Source organism: Pectobacterium peruviense (assembly GCF_002847345.1).
GTDB classification, from domain to species: Bacteria; Pseudomonadota; Gammaproteobacteria; order Enterobacterales; family Enterobacteriaceae; genus Pectobacterium; species Pectobacterium peruviense.
Genome location: NZ_LXFV01000001.1, coordinates 138,525 through 155,483 on the forward strand (window position 1 = coordinate 138,525; position 16,959 = coordinate 155,483).

Here is a 16,959-nt window from a genome sequence, read left to right on the forward strand (position 1 = left end):
AGCGGCAAATTGCACCCGCTGTTGAAACGGGCGCGCATTCGAGCGCACCAAGAGGCGCACAGCAAACGATTAATTTGATGAAAGACGAACGGATTATCGTCACGGATATTAACAATATCTACTACGCGGCCGCGCAGGAAAAGGTCACGCTGGTTTATACCCGCCGTGAGGAATTCATCATGCCGATGAATATTACGGAGTTTTGTAGTCGCCTACCGGAAGACTATTTTTTCCGCTGTCATCGTTCTTACTGTGTCAACCTGACGAAAATCCGTGAAATTGTGCCGTGGTTTAACAATACGTATATCCTGCGATTGAACGATCTGGATTTTGAAGTCCCGGTCAGCCGGAGCAAAATAAAGGAGTTCAGGTCATTGATGCGTCTTTAAAGGCATTTCATTCCGCGTTTCAGGCATCTCATTCCCCATTCGATCAATCACTGTCAGCCCGCTTGTATACTGGCCTCAGCCCATAAGCTGACAGTGTTTTGATGGCTTTTCTCTTCTCCACATCAGCTTATATTTTTTAGCGTGCCGAGTGAATCGGACCAATTTTTGATGTAGGGGAAAACCCATGAATACTAAACCTGTTAATCGGGGATTGATTGTCCTCGGTACCATTATCACCCAAATGGGACTTGGCACGATTTACACCTGGAGTTTATTCAACCAGCCGCTGGTGGACAAATTTGGCTGGACGTTGAGTTCCGTTGCAACGACGTTTTCAATCACCAGCTTCTGTCTGGCATTTGCAACGCTATTTGCTGGTAAATTTCAGGAACGTATTGGCTTGCGCCGCTTGACCATGATTGCTGGCATCGCGCTGGGTGCCGGTCTGATGGCGAGTGCCGTGAGTCCGTCGCTGACGCTGATTTATCTGCTAGTGGGGGTGGTTGTCGGTTTTGCTGACGGCACGGCTTACATCACGACGCTGTCCAATTTGATCAAATGGTTCCCCAATCGCAAAGGGCTGATCGCGGGTATTTCGGTTGGCTCATTCGGTACCGGAAGTCTGTTGTTTAAATATGTAAACAGCTTTTTGATTGCGGAAGTGGGTGTATCAGAAACCTTTTTCTACTGGGGAATTATCGTTATGGCGATGATTCTGGTCGGGAGTTCATTGCTGAAAGAGCCCGCTGCGGTGCCGGTACAACAAGCTGCGATTCAGGGACAGGCGCGTGATTTCTCGCTGGCTGAGATGTTGGCAACCAAAGAATCGTATTTGCTGTTTATTATCTTCTTCACTGCGTGCATGAGCGGTCTGTATTTGATCGGTATTGTGAAAGATATCGGCGTGCAAATGGCCGGAATGGATATGGCGACGGCGGCAAATGCCGTGTCTGCGATTGCGATTTTTAATACCGTTGGGCGTATTGTGCTTGGGGCGCTTTCCGATAATGTCGGGCGTATGCGGGTCATCACCTTTACGCTGTTTGTGACAATTCTGGCTGTGTCCGTGATGACGTTCCTGCCGCTTAATCCAATTCTGTTCTTTACCTGTGTCAGCGCGATTGCCTTCTGCTTTGGCGGCAACATCACGGTGTTCCCAGCGATTGTTGGTGATTTCTTCGGCCTGAAAAATCACAGTAAAAATTATGGCGTGATTTATCAGGGATTTGGTATCGGCGCGTTGTCTGGCTCGTTTATCGCCGCACAACTCGGTGGATTCCAGGCGACATTTATGGCAATCATCATTATGTCTGTTGTCTCGCTGCTGATTACCCTGTGGATTAAACCGCCTAAACATCAGCCCGTTGCTGCCTCAATGCGTGCTGATATGGCACACGCACAGAGCTGATAGAACGCCACGTTAACAGAACATCGCGCTGGGTCTCATATGTTGCCCAGCGCGAGATTATTTCTCTTTCCTGCCTCAAAACACCTTCTCTTCATCTGCTGAAATATCGCGATACAGTTCATCACTTTCCCAGTCATACACGTGTCACAGGCGAACCCTAGCGTCGTTATCGGCACGTTTTTTCCCTGAAGCGGGCTTCCTTAAAAACAACCGATCTTAAAAATGACGTCCTTTAAACATGACGTCCCTTGAAAATGAGAATAGTAACCGGAGAAAACACCATGATGATTCGGTTTAGGTTCACATCTGTTTTTTTGATGCTGTTGAGTATGGTTTTACTTGTCCCGCTGTCTGCCAGAGCGGCCGTTGAACTGACATTTTGGCATGGCATGGACAGCAACCTGAACACGGAATTGATACGGCTGGTCAATCGGTTTAACGAATCTCAGACGACGTACCACGTTGAACCTATCTATAAGGGCAGCTATGAGCAGACGCTTGCCGCTGGCATTGCCGCCTATCGCACCGGTAACGCGCCGGATATTTTGCAGGTTTATGATGTCGGTACGCCGAATATGATGCACAGCGGAGCGATTGTCCCAGTGTATGACCTGTTCAAACAGGTTGGTATCGATAATGACGAAAAAGCCTTTCTGCCCGCCGTGGCGCTGTTTTACAGCGACAGCCAGACCGGACATCTGATTTCCCAGCCGTTTAATAGCTCAACGCCTGTTCTCTACTACAACAAAGATGCGTTCATCAAAGCGGGACTCGATCCCGATAAGCCTCCACGCACCTGGAATGAGCTAGCGTACGATGCGGCACGACTGCGTCAGAGTGGGATGACATGCGGCTATACCAATGCAGGACAGCAGGGGTGGATATTATTGGAGGCTTTTAGCGTGTGGAACGGGCTGCCGATTGCGACGAAAAACAATGGTTTCGATGGTGTTGATGCGCATCTGTTGGTGAACGGCCCGTTGCAGGTCGCACACATTGCTCAGCTTGCAGAGATGATGAAGAAGAAGGAATTCAGCTATTTCGGCCGCAATGACGAGGGCACTACCCGCTTTTATAACGGTGATTGCGGCATATTGACTACCTCATCGGGTGGGCTACGCAAGATTCAGAACTATGCCAAATTCCATTACGGTGTAGGGATGCTGCCTTACAGCGAAGAGGCTAAAGGCGCGCCGCAGAATACGTTCATCGGAGGGGCAAGCCTCTGGGTTATGAAAGGCCAAACGGCCTCTCATTATCAAGGGATTGCTGAATTCCTGCATTTCCTTACGCTGCCGGAAAATGCTGCCGAATGGCATCAGATGACAGGCTATTTGCCGGTGACGCAGCCAGCCTACGATCTGACGCGCGAGCAGGGGTTTTATGCCAGATACCCCGGCAGTGATGTTGCCATGAAACAGATAACCAATAAGCCACCATTGCCTTATACGCGCGGGTTTCGATTAGGCAATATGCCGCAAATTCGTACCATCATGGACGAAGAGTTGGAGAAAGTTTGGGCAGAACAAGAAACGCCCCAGCAGGCGCTGGATAATGTGGTTTCGCGCGGTGATCTTCTGTTGCAGCATTTTGCGCAGTCGGTGTCCCGTCATTCGTGATATATCCCGTTTATGTGGAGTTTTCGACTGATGACAAAGCAAGGTAAAGGTATAACTCAGGAATTAATTACAGCGCAAAACACGGCGGTTCTGGCAGTAGCACATCGCGGTGTTTGGGCATCGGCGCCGGAAAATTCGCTGGCGGCGCTGCGAGAAGCTATTCATCTGGGTGTGGATATCGTGGAGATCGATGCGCAATTAACGGCAGATAGCCACGTTGTCGTGATTCACGATGATACGCTTGATCGCACGAGTGATATGAGCGGTCGCATTGGCCAGATGACGCTGGAGGAGATTCGTCGGGCGCGCTTACGTGGGAGTGACGGTGGTTCGGCATGGCCGCTGAGTAACGAAAAGGTCCCACTGTTATATGAGATTCTCGAAGAGGCGCGAGGGCGTGTGATCATCAATGTCGATGTGAAGCACGATCGCGAATTTGGTGTGATCGCACGCGATATTCGTGATAAAGGACTTAGCGCGGGCGTAATCATGAAAAGTCCGGTTAATCTTTCTTCAGCCTGTTTTCCTATCTTATCGCCGTCTCAGGATACCCAGATACCGTATATGCCGCTGATTCACCTTCAGCGGGGGATAACTGTTGATATTCTGAGGCAGGTTGACGATTTCGGCGTTGCCATGGTGGAAGCTAATTTTGACTACATTGAGGCGTTGGTTGAGACGTCTGCTGAATTTCAACGGCTTGGCGTACGAATTTGGGTGAACTCGCTGGATTGCGCGCATTCGCTCGATTATAACGATACGCGAGCCTTAGCCGATCCTGATGCGGTATGGGGAGCATTAATTCGCGCTGGCGTGGGTGCAATTCAGGTAGATCACGCGGCAGCATTTATTGATTTTCGGTCAACGCTGTCGCGCTGATGCATAAGGATTATCAGTAGGCAGGGGGCCGCTTTCCTTTTGAAAAGTGTAAAGTTATGTGGATTTAGTAACTGAAAAGTTAAGAATGCTTGAAAATGCCACGGCAACCCATACGATGTAGGTGTTGCAAACTTTATCTTTCTGCGAGAGGAAATCAGACTTTTATGATGCGTATTGCGCTTTTCCTGATCACCAACCTGGCGGTGATGTTGGTTTTCGGGCTGGTACTCAGCCTGACGGGAATTCAGTCCAGCAGTGTCCAGGGCTTAATGATTATGGCTGGGCTGTTTGGCTTTGGCGGTGCGTTTGTTTCACTGCTGATGTCTAAATGGATGGCGTTACGGTCCGTTGGCGGTGAAGTCATTGAACAACCACGTAACGAAACCGAACGTTGGCTGGTGGAAACCGTGCGTTCACAGTCACAGCAGGCTGGGATCGCGATGCCACAGGTGGCAATCTACCATGCACCTGACATCAATGCGTTCGCAACGGGAGCCCGTCGTGATGCATCGCTGGTGGCAGTAAGCACCGGTTTGCTGCAAAACATGAGCCGTGATGAGGCCGAAGCGGTTATCGCGCACGAAATCAGCCACATCGCGAATGGCGACATGGTGACGATGACGTTGGTTCAGGGGATAGTAAACACCTTCGTTATCTTTATCTCTCGTCTGATCGCTCAGGTTGTTTCCGGCTTTCTTTCTGGCAACCGCGATGAAGGTGAAAGCAGCAACGGTAATCCGTTGGTTTATTTTGCTGTCGCAACCGTGCTTGAGCTGGTGTTCGGTATTCTTGCCAGCATTATCACCATGTGGTTCTCACGCTACCGTGAATTCCATGCGGATGCCGGTTCTGCCAAGCTGGTGGGGCGTGAGAAAATGATTGCTGCACTACAACGCTTGAAGACCAGTTATGAGCCGCAGGAAGAAGGCAGCATGATGGCCTTCTGCATTAACGGCAAATCGAAGTCCTTCAGCGAACTGTTCATGTCACACCCGCCGTTGGATAAGCGTATTGAAGCGTTGCGCTCCGGCGAATACTTGAAGTAATTCACGCTATTATCTTCCCAAAGGCCCATTCGGGCCTTTGTTATTTCTGCGGTTGCTGATTCACCAACCCTGTACTTTCTTCGTCCGACTGTTTTCATTAGATCTGAAACAGGTGGTGAAAATATGAAGAATGTTTTATAAAATAAAACCACGATCACGGAAAAATGAAACATTGTTTCTATAATGCCGATATAACAGGCGTCTCGCGTGAGATTGGTGGCCTGATTTTTGAACAACCGCTGTCGGGGTGACCGATACGTCGGACGATCAGGAATGTCAGGTTATCGGAGAGTATGCGCGTGTGGCGTCAAATTCTTCATGATAAGTTCTAAGGATTTACGGATGGCCAAAGGTAACAAGATCCCCCTAACGTTTCATACCTACCAGGATTCAGCAACCGGCACCGAAGTTGTGCGTCTAACCCCGCCCGATGTTATCTGCCACCGCAATTATTTCTACCAGAAGTGTTTCTTCAATGACGGTAGCAAGCTGCTGTTTGGCGCTGCATTTGATGGCCCATGGAACTACTATCTGCTGGATTTAAAAGAGCAGAACGCCACACAGTTGACGGAAGGCAAAGGCGATAACACCTTTGGTGGTTTCCTGTCTCCGAACGACGATGCGCTGTATTACGTGAAAAATACCCGCAATCTGATGCGTGTTGATTTGGCTACGCTGGAAGAGAAAACGATTTATCAGGTGCCTGACGACTGGGTCGGCTACGGTACTTGGGTTGCCAACTCCGATTGCACCAAAATGGTCGGTATTGAGATCAAGAAAGAAGACTGGAAGCCACTGACCGATTGGAAAAAATTCCAGGAGTTCTACTTCACTAACCCTTGCTGTCGTCTGATTCGCGTCGATTTGGTAACGGGCGAAGCAGAGACTATCCTTCAGGAAAATCAATGGCTGGGTCACCCAATCTACCGTCCAGGTGATGACAACACGGTTGCTTTCTGTCACGAAGGCCCGCATGACTTGGTTGATGCCCGTATGTGGTTCATCAACGAAGATGGTACCAACATGCGTAAAGTGAAAGAGCATGCTGAAGGCGAAAGCTGCACTCACGAATTCTGGGTGCCAGATGGTTCAGCGATGATTTATGTCTCTTACCTTAAAGACGACACCAACCGCTATATTCGCAGTATCGATCCCGTTACGCTGGAAGATCGCCAACTGCGCGTTATGCCGCCGTGCTCTCACTTGATGAGTAACTATGATGGCACGCTGTTGGTCGGTGATGGTTCCGATGCACCGGTCGACGTGCAGGATGATGGTGGCTACAAAATTGAGAACGATCCGTTCCTGTATGTTTTCAACCTGAAAACGGGCAAAGAACATCGTATTGCGCAGCACAATACATCCTGGGAAGTGTTGGAAGGGGACCGTCAGGTCACTCACCCGCACCCATCTTTCACGCCGGATAATAAACAGGTTCTGTTTACTTCTGACGTAGATGGAAAACCAGCGCTGTATCTGGCGAAGGTTCCTGATTCAGTCTGGAACTAATAATACTAATAAATCCGCGCCACGTTTCATGGTGCGGATTATTTTAAAATATTTACTTACATATTATTTTATTAAGTCTCTGACGCGGTTATTTCTCAAACTTAACTTGATTATCGTTATTGCTCCATTGCCATAATCAAAGCGTTCCCTTTATACTAAAACCATTGTTCTATTTTTTTTAAAACAAAAAAACCTGAGTAGGGTAACCACAAAAATGGCTATTGCAGATTTAGATAAACAACCCGATTCCGTGTCGTCCGTTTTAAAGGTTTTTGGTATTTTGCAGGCATTAGGTGAAGAGAGAGAAATTGGTATTACCGAGCTTTCTCAGCGAGTCATGATGTCTAAGAGTACCGTTTACCGCTTCTTGCAGACGATGAAATCCCTGGGCTATGTCGCGCAGGAAGGTGAATCAGAGAAATATTCGCTGACGCTCAAGTTGTTTGAACTTGGTGCAAAAGCATTGCAGAACGTAGACTTAATCCGCAGTGCGGATATACAGATGCGCGAGTTGTCTGTGCTGACGCGGGAAACGATCCACCTTGGCGCGTTGGATGAAGACGGCATCGTTTATATCCACAAGATTGATTCTATGTATAACCTGCGCATGTATTCGCGCATTGGTCGCCGTAATCCATTGCACAGTACCGCAATTGGTAAAGTGCTGTTGGCGTGGCGCGATCGCGGTGAAGTGGAAGAGGTTCTGTCTACTGTCGAATTCACGCGGAGTACGCCGCACACGCTGTGTACTGCGGAAGATCTTCTCAATCAATTGGATGTCGTGCGCGAGCAAGGCTACGGGGAAGATAAAGAAGAACAGGAAGAAGGGCTGCGTTGTATCGCTGTGCCAGTATTCGACCGTTTTGGCGTGGTGATTGCTGGCCTCAGTATTTCTTTCCCAACGATTCGTTTTTCGGAAGACAACAAACACGAATATGTGGCCATGCTGCACACCGCAGCCAGAAATATCTCTGAGCAAATGGGCTACCACGATTACCCTTTCTGATATTCCCTATCGATTCTTGAGCCTGTCTTTATCGACAGGCTTTTTTTTTATTTTTGTACCAGTACCATAGCGATGTGCATCAACATGATGCGGTTAACGGATGGGTTTGGGTATCGAACTTGGCTATGCCACGGTGTTAAGATAGCCGACAGGTACTGTCATAGGTAGTTATAAGTGGAGTCGTTGTGAACATATTAGAAGTGGTTTTTGTCTTGCTGGTTGTGCTGTTGGCGGCGCTGGTCTGGTTTTTTGTCAATCGGGCGAGTGTCAGAGCAAATGAGCAAGTGAAATTGCTGCAAGAGATCGTAGAGCAGCAACGTCAGCAGTTAGCATTATTGAAAAAATTGCTGCCCCAGAATGTAGAGAAAAGCGAGCCTGAAACGCTTGCTGCCGAGCTCGATAGTGATGATGTAGAGCTAACGTTTAAAAGTGTCATCCCTGAACGTTAATGGCTCAGTCACTGTGTCGCGCCTTTGCCTGTTTACGCCATCTTTCATGCTGATGGTGCGAACAGGTATTGAGATAAAAAGAAAGAAGGCTTTACAGGAAGCTCAAAAATAACATGGCAAATGCTCAAAACAACATAGCAGATGATCAACAGGAACTGGTTTTAAAACGAGGGTTAAAAAACCGACATATTCAGCTGATTGCGCTGGGTGGTGCGATTGGTACTGGATTGTTTCTAGGAATATCGCAGACTATCCAAATGGCAGGGCCGTCCGTTTTATTGGGCTACGCTATCGCCGGAATGATTGCGTTTCTGATTATGAGACAGTTGGGTGAGATGGTGGTGGAAGAGCCCGTTGCGGGTTCGTTCAGCCATTTTGCTTTTAAATACTGGGGTGACTTTGCAGGATTTCTGGCTGGCTGGAACTACTGGGCGATGTTTATTCTGGTCGGGATGGCTGAGCTGACGGCCGTAGGGATTTACATCCAATATTGGTGGCCTGAGACGCCGACCTGGCTGTCCGCAGCGATATTCTTCGTGCTGATTAACCTTATCAATTTGGTTAATGTGAAGATGTTTGGGGAAACAGAATTCTGGTTCGCTATTATCAAAGTGCTTGCCATCGTCGGGATGATTGTCTTCGGCAGTTGGCTGTTGCTGAGTGGTAATGGCGGCGAAACGGCAACGGTACGTAACTTATGGATCCATGGCGGATTCATGCCGAATGGCGCAAGCGGATTGATCATGGCAATGGCAGTGATCATGTTTTCATTCGGTGGTTTGGAGTTAGTCGGGATCACGGCTGCTGAAGCTGCCGATCCGAAACGCTCTATTCCTCAGGCAACCAATCAGGTGGTATATCGCATCCTGATTTTCTATATCGGCGCGCTATCGATTTTGTTATCGCTCTATCCATGGGGAAATGTGGTTGGCGGCGGCAGCCCGTTTGTTCTGATTTTCCATGCACTGAACAGCAACATAGTGGCAAACGTACTTAACGTTGTGGTGCTGACGGCGGCGCTATCGGTGTATAACAGCGGTGTATATTGCAATAGTCGGATGCTGTACGGCTTGGCAAAACAGGGCAATGCGCCGAAATCTCTCGCCAAGGTCAATGCACGTGGTGTTCCCGTCCGTTCTATCGCGCTATCAGCGCTAGCGACTTCACTGGGTGTGGCGATTAACTATCTGATGCCGGGTAAAGCCTTTGAACTGTTGATGGCGCTGGTGGTGTCAACGCTGGTAATTAACTGGATCATGATCTGCTTTGCACACCTGCGTTTTCGTCAGGCAATGATAGAGAAGGGGATTGAGCCTGCGTTTAAAGCCTTCTGGTATCCGTGGGGTAACTATCTGTGTCTGGCGTTTCTGGCGGGGATTTTGGTGATTATGCTGTTGTCGCCGGGGATTCGCATTTCGGTATTGTTAATTCCGTTCTGGATTGCTCTCATTTGGCTTGGCTTCCGGTTCTCCCGCAAAAATAATGCTAGTGCTGCGCTGAAGTCGACTCAAACGCAGTAAGCCGTCTTGTGGCCTGTTCGTCACGATGCAAAGGTGAGCAGGCTACCCATCCGGCTTTAACACACAACTTATAAGGTGTATTATTGCCTCGACGTTATCCATGTCACGCTAATGCGCGCCTATCGTCGTGTGCATCATGTGTATATATTTCGCAGAGTACAGAGAAATAGCATGGTTAACACTTTTGATTTTCAATTGATATGCGATTTTTTGCATGTGGGCTTTCGTGTGGCTCACCACTGTAAATAAGGGAATTATAATGCCAGTTATCACCCTTCCTGATGGAAGTCAGCGTCATTACGACCACGCCGTTTCTCCCCTGGATGTTGCACTTGATATCGGTCCCGGTCTGGCAAAAGCCTGCATCGCGGGACGCGTCAATGGCGAGCTGGTTGACGCCAGCGATAAGATCGACACCGATGCGCAGTTAGCCATCATCACCGCTAAAGATGACGCAGGTCTGGAAATTATTCGTCACTCCTGTGCGCACCTGCTGGGCCATGCGATCAAGCAACTATGGCCAGATACCAAAATGGCGATTGGCCCGGTTATCGACAACGGTTTTTACTATGACGTTGACATCGACCGTACCCTGACTCAGGAAGACATCGAGCTGCTCGAAAAGCGTATGCACGAGCTTGCTGACACCGACTATGACGTAATCAAGAAAAAAGTCAGTTGGCAGGAAGCGCGCGATGCGTTCGCTGCACGCGGTGAGACCTACAAAATTGCGATTCTGGATGAGAACATCAGCCACGACGATCGTCCAGGTCTGTATCACCATGAAGAATACGTCGATATGTGCCGTGGTCCGCATGTACCGAATATGCGTTTCTGCCACCATTTCAAATTGCAGAAAACCTCCGGTGCTTACTGGCGTGGCGACAGCAAAAACAAAATGCTGCAACGTATCTACGGCACAGCATGGGCGGATAAAAAGCAGCTGGCTTCTTACCTGCAACGTCTTGAAGAAGCGGCTAAGCGCGATCACCGCAAGATAGGCAAACAGCTTGACCTGTATCATATGCAGGAAGAAGCGCCGGGTATGGTGTTCTGGCACAACGACGGTTGGACGATCTTCCGCGAGTTGGAAGCGTTTGTGCGTATGAAGCTGAAGTCGTACCAGTATCAGGAAGTAAAAGGTCCATTCATGATGGATCGTGTAATGTGGGAAAAGACTGGTCACTGGGATAACTACAAAGAAGCGATGTTCACGACTTCATCAGAGAACCGTGAGTACTGCATTAAGCCGATGAACTGCCCAGGCCACGTACAGATTTTCAATCAAGGATTGAAATCCTATCGCGATCTGCCGCTGCGTATGGCTGAGTTCGGTAGCTGCCACCGTAATGAACCGTCAGGCTCTCTGCATGGTTTAATGCGTGTGCGCGGTTTCACTCAGGACGACGCGCACATCTTCTGTACGGAAGAGCAGGTTCGTGATGAAGTGAACAGCTGCATCAAGATGGTGTATGACATGTACAGCACCTTCGGTTTTGAAAAAATCGTGGTGAAACTGTCTACGCGTCCTGAAAAACGCATTGGTAGCGATGAGATGTGGGATCGCGCTGAAGCCGATTTGGCAGCAGCGTTGACTGAAAATAATATCGAATTCGACTATCAGCCGGGTGAAGGGGCGTTCTACGGCCCAAAAATTGAATTTACCTTGCACGACTGTTTGGATCGCGCGTGGCAGTGTGGTACGGTGCAGCTCGACTTTTCATTACCGGGTCGTCTGAGCGCGTCTTACGTTGGCGAAAGCAACGAGCGGCAGGTACCGGTTATGATTCACCGGGCTATTTTGGGATCAATGGAGCGTTTCATCGGTATTTTGACCGAAGAGTTCGCTGGTTTCTTCCCAACTTGGTTAGCTCCGGTTCAAGTGGTGATTATCAATATCACCGATAGCCAGTCTGATTATGTCAACGAATTGACTCAAAAACTGCAAGAAGCGGGCATTCGTGTAAAAGCAGACTTGAGAAATGAGAAGATAGGCTTTAAAATCCGAGAACATACTTTACGACGCGTTCCCTATATGCTGGTTTGTGGCGACAAAGAGGTCGAGGCAGGAAAAGTTGCTGTCCGCACTCGTCGTGGTAAAGACCTGGGGAGCCTAGATGTCAGTGAAGTTATCAGTAAGCTGCAGCAAGAAATTCGCAGCCGTAGTCTTCATCAATTGGAGGTATAGGTATTAAAGGCGGAAAACGAGTTCAACCGGCGCGTCCTAATCGCATCAACAGAGAGATTCGCGCAAATGAGGTACGCCTAACTGGCGTCGAAGGCGAACAGCTGGGCATCGTAAGTCTAAATGAAGCATTAGAAAAAGCCGAAGAAGCAGGTGTTGATTTAGTTGAAATCAGTCCGAACGCCGAGCCGCCGGTTTGCCGAATTATGGATTACGGCAAGTTCCTTTATGAGAAGAGTAAGGCTACAAAGGAACAGAAGAAAAAACAAAAAGTTATTCAGGTCAAGGAAATCAAATTCCGACCTGGTACCGATGATGGCGACTATCAGGTCAAACTACGCAACCTGATTCGCTTTCTGGAAGATGGTGACAAAGCTAAAATCACACTGCGTTTCCGCGGTCGTGAAATGGCACACCAACAGATTGGTATCGAAGTGCTTAACCGCGTTCGTGACGATCTGAGTGAACTGGCAGTTGTCGAGTCCTTCCCATCGAAGATCGAAGGCCGCCAGATGATCATGGTGTTAGCACCGAAGAAGAAACAGTAAGGCATTCAAGTAGCAATACCGTGCGGCCTTTGTGTTGTGCGGTTTTGTTCGCCTTATCTGATTCGTTTTATTAACAATGCGAAGTGGAAATAACAATGCCAAAGATTAAAACAGTACGTGGCGCCGCTAAACGCTTTAAAAAAACCGCCGGTGGTGGTTTCAAGCGTAAGCATGCTAACCTGCGTCATATTCTGACCAAAAAGTCGACTAAGCGTAAACGTCATCTGCGTCCTAAAGGTATGGTTTCCAAAGGGGATCTGGGCCTTGTGATTGCATGTCTGCCGTACGCATAAGTAACCTTTTTTTAATTCAGAATAAGACTTTAGGAGAGAGCATATGGCTCGCGTAAAACGTGGTGTAGTTGCCCGTGCACGTCACAAGAAAATATTGAAACAAGCGAAAGGTTACTACGGTGCCCGTTCGCGCGTTTATCGTGTTGCCTTCCAGGCAGTAATCAAAGCTGGTCAGTACGCTTACCGCGACCGTCGTCAACGTAAACGTCAATTCCGCCAGCTGTGGATTGCACGTATCAATGCAGCAGCCCGTCAAAATGGCTTGTCTTACAGCAAGTTCATCAATGGCCTGAAAAAAGCCTCTGTTGAAATTGACCGTAAGATCCTGGCTGATATCGCAGTATTCGACAAGTTAGCGTTCAGCGCTCTGGTCGAAAAAGCGAAAGCGGCACTGGCGTAAGTCAGTTGAAAGAGGGAGCTTTGGCTCCCTCTTTTCGTCACGCACCATATCGTCAAGTACCCTAGTTTTTGTTATTCACAAGACTTTTTATTTACAAGACAAGGTAACGCAAGTATGAACGCTGCTATTTTCCGTTTCTTTTTTTACTTTAGCGCCTGAACTCAGGGGGCTTTGCGCGTAAGAAAAAAAACGAAAAGTAGCGCTTAAGCCTCCCTCAGGGAGGCTTTTTTGTTTATAATTATCGGTTTTTACTATCGTTTTTAGTAAAACGACATTCTTCAATCATGACCGTTGGCCGCATAGGCAGAAAAAGAGGAACACAATGCCACATCTCGCAGAGCTGGTTGCCAAAGCCAGAACAGCTATAGAAGAGGCCCAGGATGTTGCCGCACTGGAAAATGTGCGTGTCGAATACTTGGGTAAAAAAGGTCACTTAACCCTTCAGATGACCTCGCTGCGCGAGTTGCCGGCTGAAGAACGCCCTGCCGCTGGCGCTGTTATTAATCAGGCCAAGCAAGACGTTCAGGACGCGCTGAATACCCGTAAGCAAACGCTGGAATCCGCTGAGCTAAATGCGCGTCTGGCGCAGGAAACTATTGATGTATCTTTGCCGGGACGCACCATTGAGAATGGTGGCCTGCACCCAGTGACGCGTACCATCGATCGTATCGAGACTTTTTTCGGCGAGCTGGGTTTTTCCGTAGTAACTGGGCCAGAAATCGAAGACGACTACCACAACTTTGATGCGTTAAATATTCCAGGTCATCACCCTGCACGTGCCGACCATGACACATTCTGGTTCGATGCTAAACGCCTGCTGCGTACACAGACTTCTGGCGTTCAGATCCGCACCATGGAAAAGCAGCAGCCACCTATTCGTATCATCGCACCGGGCCGCGTTTATCGTAACGATTACGATCAGACCCACACGCCGATGTTCCATCAGATGGAAGGATTGATCGTCGATAAAGACATCAGCTTCACCAATCTGAAAGGCACGCTTCATGATTTCCTGCGTAATTTCTTTGAGGAAGATTTGCAGGTTCGCTTCCGTCCGTCTTATTTCCCGTTTACCGAGCCATCCGCAGAAGTGGATGTCATGGGTAAAAACGGCAAATGGCTGGAAGTATTGGGTTGCGGCATGGTGCACCCGAATGTCCTGCGTAATGTCGGTATCGACCCAGAAGTGTATTCCGGTTTCGCGTTCGGTATGGGTATGGAGCGTCTGACGATGCTGCGCTATGGCGTGACCGATCTGCGTGCATTCTTCGAAAACGATCTGCGTTTCCTCAAACAGTTTAAGTAAGGCGGGTATACATCATGAAATTCAGTGAACTCTGGCTACGCGAGTGGGTAAACCCGGCAGTTGACAGCGAAACGCTATCCGAACAAATCACGATGGCCGGGCTGGAAGTGGATGGAATTGAACCCGTTGCTGGCGCATTCCACGGTGTGGTTGTCGGTGAGGTGGTTGAATGTGGGCAGCACCCAAATGCAGATAAACTGCGTGTGACGAAAGTCAATGTAGGCGGCGAGCGCGTGCTGGACATCGTCTGTGGCGCGCCGAACTGCCGCCAAGGCCTGAAAGTGGCGGTAGCGACAGTCGGTGCCGTGTTGCCGGGTGATTTCAAAATCAAAGCAGCCAAACTTCGTGGCGAACCGTCTGAAGGCATGCTGTGCTCATTTTCCGAATTGGGTATTTCCGACGATCACGATGGCATCATTGAACTGCCAGCAGATGCACCGATTGGCACGGATATTCGTGACTACCTGAAGTTAGATGACAACGCGATTGAAATCAGCGTGACGCCAAACCGTGCGGATTGCTTAGGCATCATCGGCGTGGCACGTGATGTCGCTGTGTTGAATCAGCTGGCGCTGAATGAACCGGTTGTTGAGCCCGTTGCCGCGACGATTCAGGATACTTTCCCGATTCAGGTCGACGCACCGCAGGCATGTCCGCGTTATTTAGGCCGTGTAGTGAAAGGCATCAACGTTAAAGCGGCAACGCCATTGTGGATGCGTGAAAAACTGCGTCGTTGCGGTATTCGTTCTATCGATCCCGTGGTTGACGTGACTAACTACGTTTTGTTGGAACTCGGCCAGCCGATGCACGCATTCGATCTTGACCGTCTCAACGGCGGCATTATTGTGCGTATGGCAGAAGAAGGTGAAACGCTAACGCTGCTGGATGGCAACAAAGCGACGCTGAATGCGGATACGCTGGTTATTGCTGACCAACAGAATGCGCTCGCAATGGGCGGCATCTTTGGCGGCGAGCATTCTGGCGTCAACGAAGAAACGCAAAATGTTCTGTTGGAATGTGCCTATTTTAACCCGCTGTCGATTACCGGACGCGCACGTCGTCAAGGTTTGCACACCGATGCTTCCCACCGTTACGAGCGTGGCGTCGATCCGGCGTTACAACACAAAGCGATTGAACGCGCCACTCGTCTGCTGATCGATATTTGTGGTGGCGAAGCAGGTCCGGTCGTTGATGTTACCAGCGACGCTGATTTGCCAACGCGCGCAACGATTACGCTGCGTCGTGAGAAGCTGGATCGTCTGATTGGCCATGTTATTGCCGATGAGCAGGTGAGCGATATCCTGCAACGTCTGGGCTGTAACGTGGTGAAAACCGATGCGGGTTGGCAGGCGACTGCACCAAGCTGGCGCTTCGATATGGAAATTGAAGAGGATTTGGTTGAAGAAGTCGCGCGTATTTACGGCTACAACAACATTCCGAATATTCCGACTCAGGCTCCATTGATCATGACCTCGCATCGCGAAGCGTCGCTGTCATTGAAGCGCGTGAAGACATTATTAGTCGATCACGGCTACCAAGAAGCAATTACTTACAGTTTTGTTGACCCGAAAATTCAGGGGCTAATTCATCCGAATGAGGCGTCGCTGAGCTTGCCGAGCCCGATTTCTGCAGAGATGTCGGTGATGCGTTTATCGCTGTGGAGCGGCTTGCTGAGCGCAGCAGTGTATAACCAAAACCGTCAACAAAGCCGCCTGCGTCTGTTTGAAAGCGGTCTACGGTTTGTACCGGATGCGGGTGCTGACCTGGATATTCGTCAAGATCTGATGCTGGCGGGTGTGATTACTGGCACGCGTTATGAAGAGCATTGGGATCTGGCGCGTCAGGCCGTTGACTTCTATGATTTAAAAGGCGATTTGGAGGCGGTACTCGCGTTGACGGGTAAGTTGTCTGAGGTTGAATTCAAGGCCGAAAACAATCCGGCATTGCATCCAGGGCAAAGTGCTGCTATTTATCTGTGCGGAGAACGCATTGGATTTATTGGCGTTATTCACCCAGAACTGGAGCGCAAGTTGGATCTTAACGGGCGCACCGTGGTGTTCGAATTGTTGTGGGATAAGGTCGCAGACCGCGTATTGCCTGATGCGAACGAGATTTCCCGCTTCCCCGCGAACCGTCGCGATATTGCCGTTGTGGTCGCTGAAAATGTCCCTGCGGGCGACATTTTGGCTGAGTGTAAGAAAGTTGGCGCAAATCAGTTAGTTGGCGTAAACTTATTCGACGTGTACCGAGGGAAGGGCGTAGCGGAAGGTTATAAGAGTCTGGCTATCAGCCTGACCCTGCAAGATACCACGCGTACACTGGCAGAAGAGGAAATTGCCGCTACCGTTGCAGAATGCGTAGCAGCATTAAAACAGCGATTCCAAGCATCCTTGAGGGATTGA

General features: G+C 49.2%; 15 protein-coding genes, 1 pseudogene and 1 other annotated feature. All 16 genes and pseudogenes read left to right on the forward strand.

The window, feature by feature from the left end:
* Nucleotides 1–101: 101 nt before the first annotated feature.
* Nucleotides 102–389: pseudogene (locus A0G03_RS22085) on the forward strand (LytTR family DNA-binding domain-containing protein); the annotation flags it as partial.
* 184 nt (nt 390–573) lie between these two features.
* Nucleotides 574–1,797 carry an L-lactate MFS transporter gene (locus A0G03_RS00610; RefSeq protein WP_048260359.1) on the forward strand — a complete coding sequence of 408 codons (1,224 nt, stop codon included), beginning with the start codon at nt 574–576 and terminating at the stop codon, nt 1,795–1,797.
* A gap of 281 nt (nt 1,798–2,078) precedes the next feature.
* Complete coding sequence (gene ugpB / locus A0G03_RS00615; protein WP_080965242.1) at nt 2,079–3,416, forward strand: sn-glycerol-3-phosphate ABC transporter substrate-binding protein UgpB; 1,338 nt, start codon at nt 2,079–2,081, stop codon at nt 3,414–3,416.
* Nucleotides 3,417–3,446: 30 nt separating this feature from the next.
* A complete protein-coding gene (locus tag A0G03_RS00620) occupies nt 3,447–4,295 on the forward strand; it encodes a glycerophosphodiester phosphodiesterase family protein (protein WP_048260357.1) in 849 nt (282 codons plus the stop codon).
* A 164-nt stretch (nt 4,296–4,459) separates the two neighbouring features.
* Entirely contained in the window at nt 4,460–5,341 is an 882-nt protein-coding gene (htpX, locus tag A0G03_RS00625; protein WP_048260355.1) for a protease HtpX, read from the forward strand.
* Nucleotides 5,342–5,683: 342 nt separating this feature from the next.
* Nucleotides 5,684–6,850: an oligogalacturonate lyase gene (gene ogl / locus A0G03_RS00630; RefSeq protein WP_039322626.1), complete on the forward strand. Its 1,167-nt coding sequence runs from the start codon at nt 5,684–5,686 to the stop codon at nt 6,848–6,850.
* Nucleotides 6,851–7,064: 214 nt separating this feature from the next.
* Nucleotides 7,065–7,856 (forward strand): DNA-binding transcriptional regulator KdgR, encoded by a 792-nt coding sequence (gene kdgR, locus A0G03_RS00635; RefSeq protein WP_048260353.1) that lies wholly within the window; start codon nt 7,065–7,067, stop codon nt 7,854–7,856.
* Between the two features lie 185 nt (nt 7,857–8,041).
* Nucleotides 8,042–8,305 (forward strand): YebO family protein, encoded by a 264-nt coding sequence (locus tag A0G03_RS00640; RefSeq protein ID WP_048260351.1) that lies wholly within the window; start codon nt 8,042–8,044, stop codon nt 8,303–8,305.
* 113 nt (nt 8,306–8,418) lie between these two features.
* On the forward strand, nt 8,419–9,825 hold the full coding sequence (locus A0G03_RS00645) for an amino acid permease (protein WP_048260348.1): 1,407 nt from the start codon (nt 8,419–8,421) through the stop codon (nt 9,823–9,825).
* Nucleotides 9,826–10,084: 259 nt separating this feature from the next.
* A complete protein-coding gene (gene thrS, locus A0G03_RS00650; RefSeq protein WP_048260347.1) occupies nt 10,085–12,013 on the forward strand; it encodes a threonine--tRNA ligase in 1,929 nt (642 codons plus the stop codon).
* A 2-nt stretch (nt 12,014–12,015) separates the two neighbouring features.
* Nucleotides 12,016–12,558: a translation initiation factor IF-3 gene (gene infC, locus A0G03_RS00655; RefSeq protein ID WP_011093973.1), complete on the forward strand. Its 543-nt coding sequence runs from the start codon at nt 12,016–12,018 to the stop codon at nt 12,556–12,558.
* A gap of 95 nt (nt 12,559–12,653) precedes the next feature.
* Nucleotides 12,654–12,851, forward strand: coding sequence for a 50S ribosomal protein L35 (gene rpmI / locus A0G03_RS00660; RefSeq protein WP_005968897.1), 198 nt, complete (start codon nt 12,654–12,656; stop codon nt 12,849–12,851).
* A gap of 43 nt (nt 12,852–12,894) precedes the next feature.
* Nucleotides 12,895–13,251, forward strand: coding sequence for a 50S ribosomal protein L20 (gene rplT / locus A0G03_RS00665; protein ID WP_005968887.1), 357 nt, complete (start codon nt 12,895–12,897; stop codon nt 13,249–13,251).
* 109 nt (nt 13,252–13,360) lie between these two features.
* Nucleotides 13,361–13,484 (forward strand) — a sequence feature (Phe leader region).
* The gene (gene pheM, locus A0G03_RS21715) at nt 13,366–13,410 is read left to right on the forward strand and encodes a pheST operon leader peptide PheM (protein WP_106120997.1); all 45 of its coding nucleotides are present in this window, start codon (nt 13,366–13,368) and stop codon (nt 13,408–13,410) included. It overlaps the preceding feature by 45 nt.
* An 89-nt stretch (nt 13,485–13,573) precedes the next feature.
* Complete coding sequence (pheS, locus tag A0G03_RS00675; RefSeq protein ID WP_048260345.1) at nt 13,574–14,557, forward strand: phenylalanine--tRNA ligase subunit alpha; 984 nt, start codon at nt 13,574–13,576, stop codon at nt 14,555–14,557.
* A 14-nt stretch (nt 14,558–14,571) separates the two neighbouring features.
* Nucleotides 14,572–16,959: a phenylalanine--tRNA ligase subunit beta gene (pheT, locus tag A0G03_RS00680; protein ID WP_048260343.1), complete on the forward strand. Its 2,388-nt coding sequence runs from the start codon at nt 14,572–14,574 to the stop codon at nt 16,957–16,959.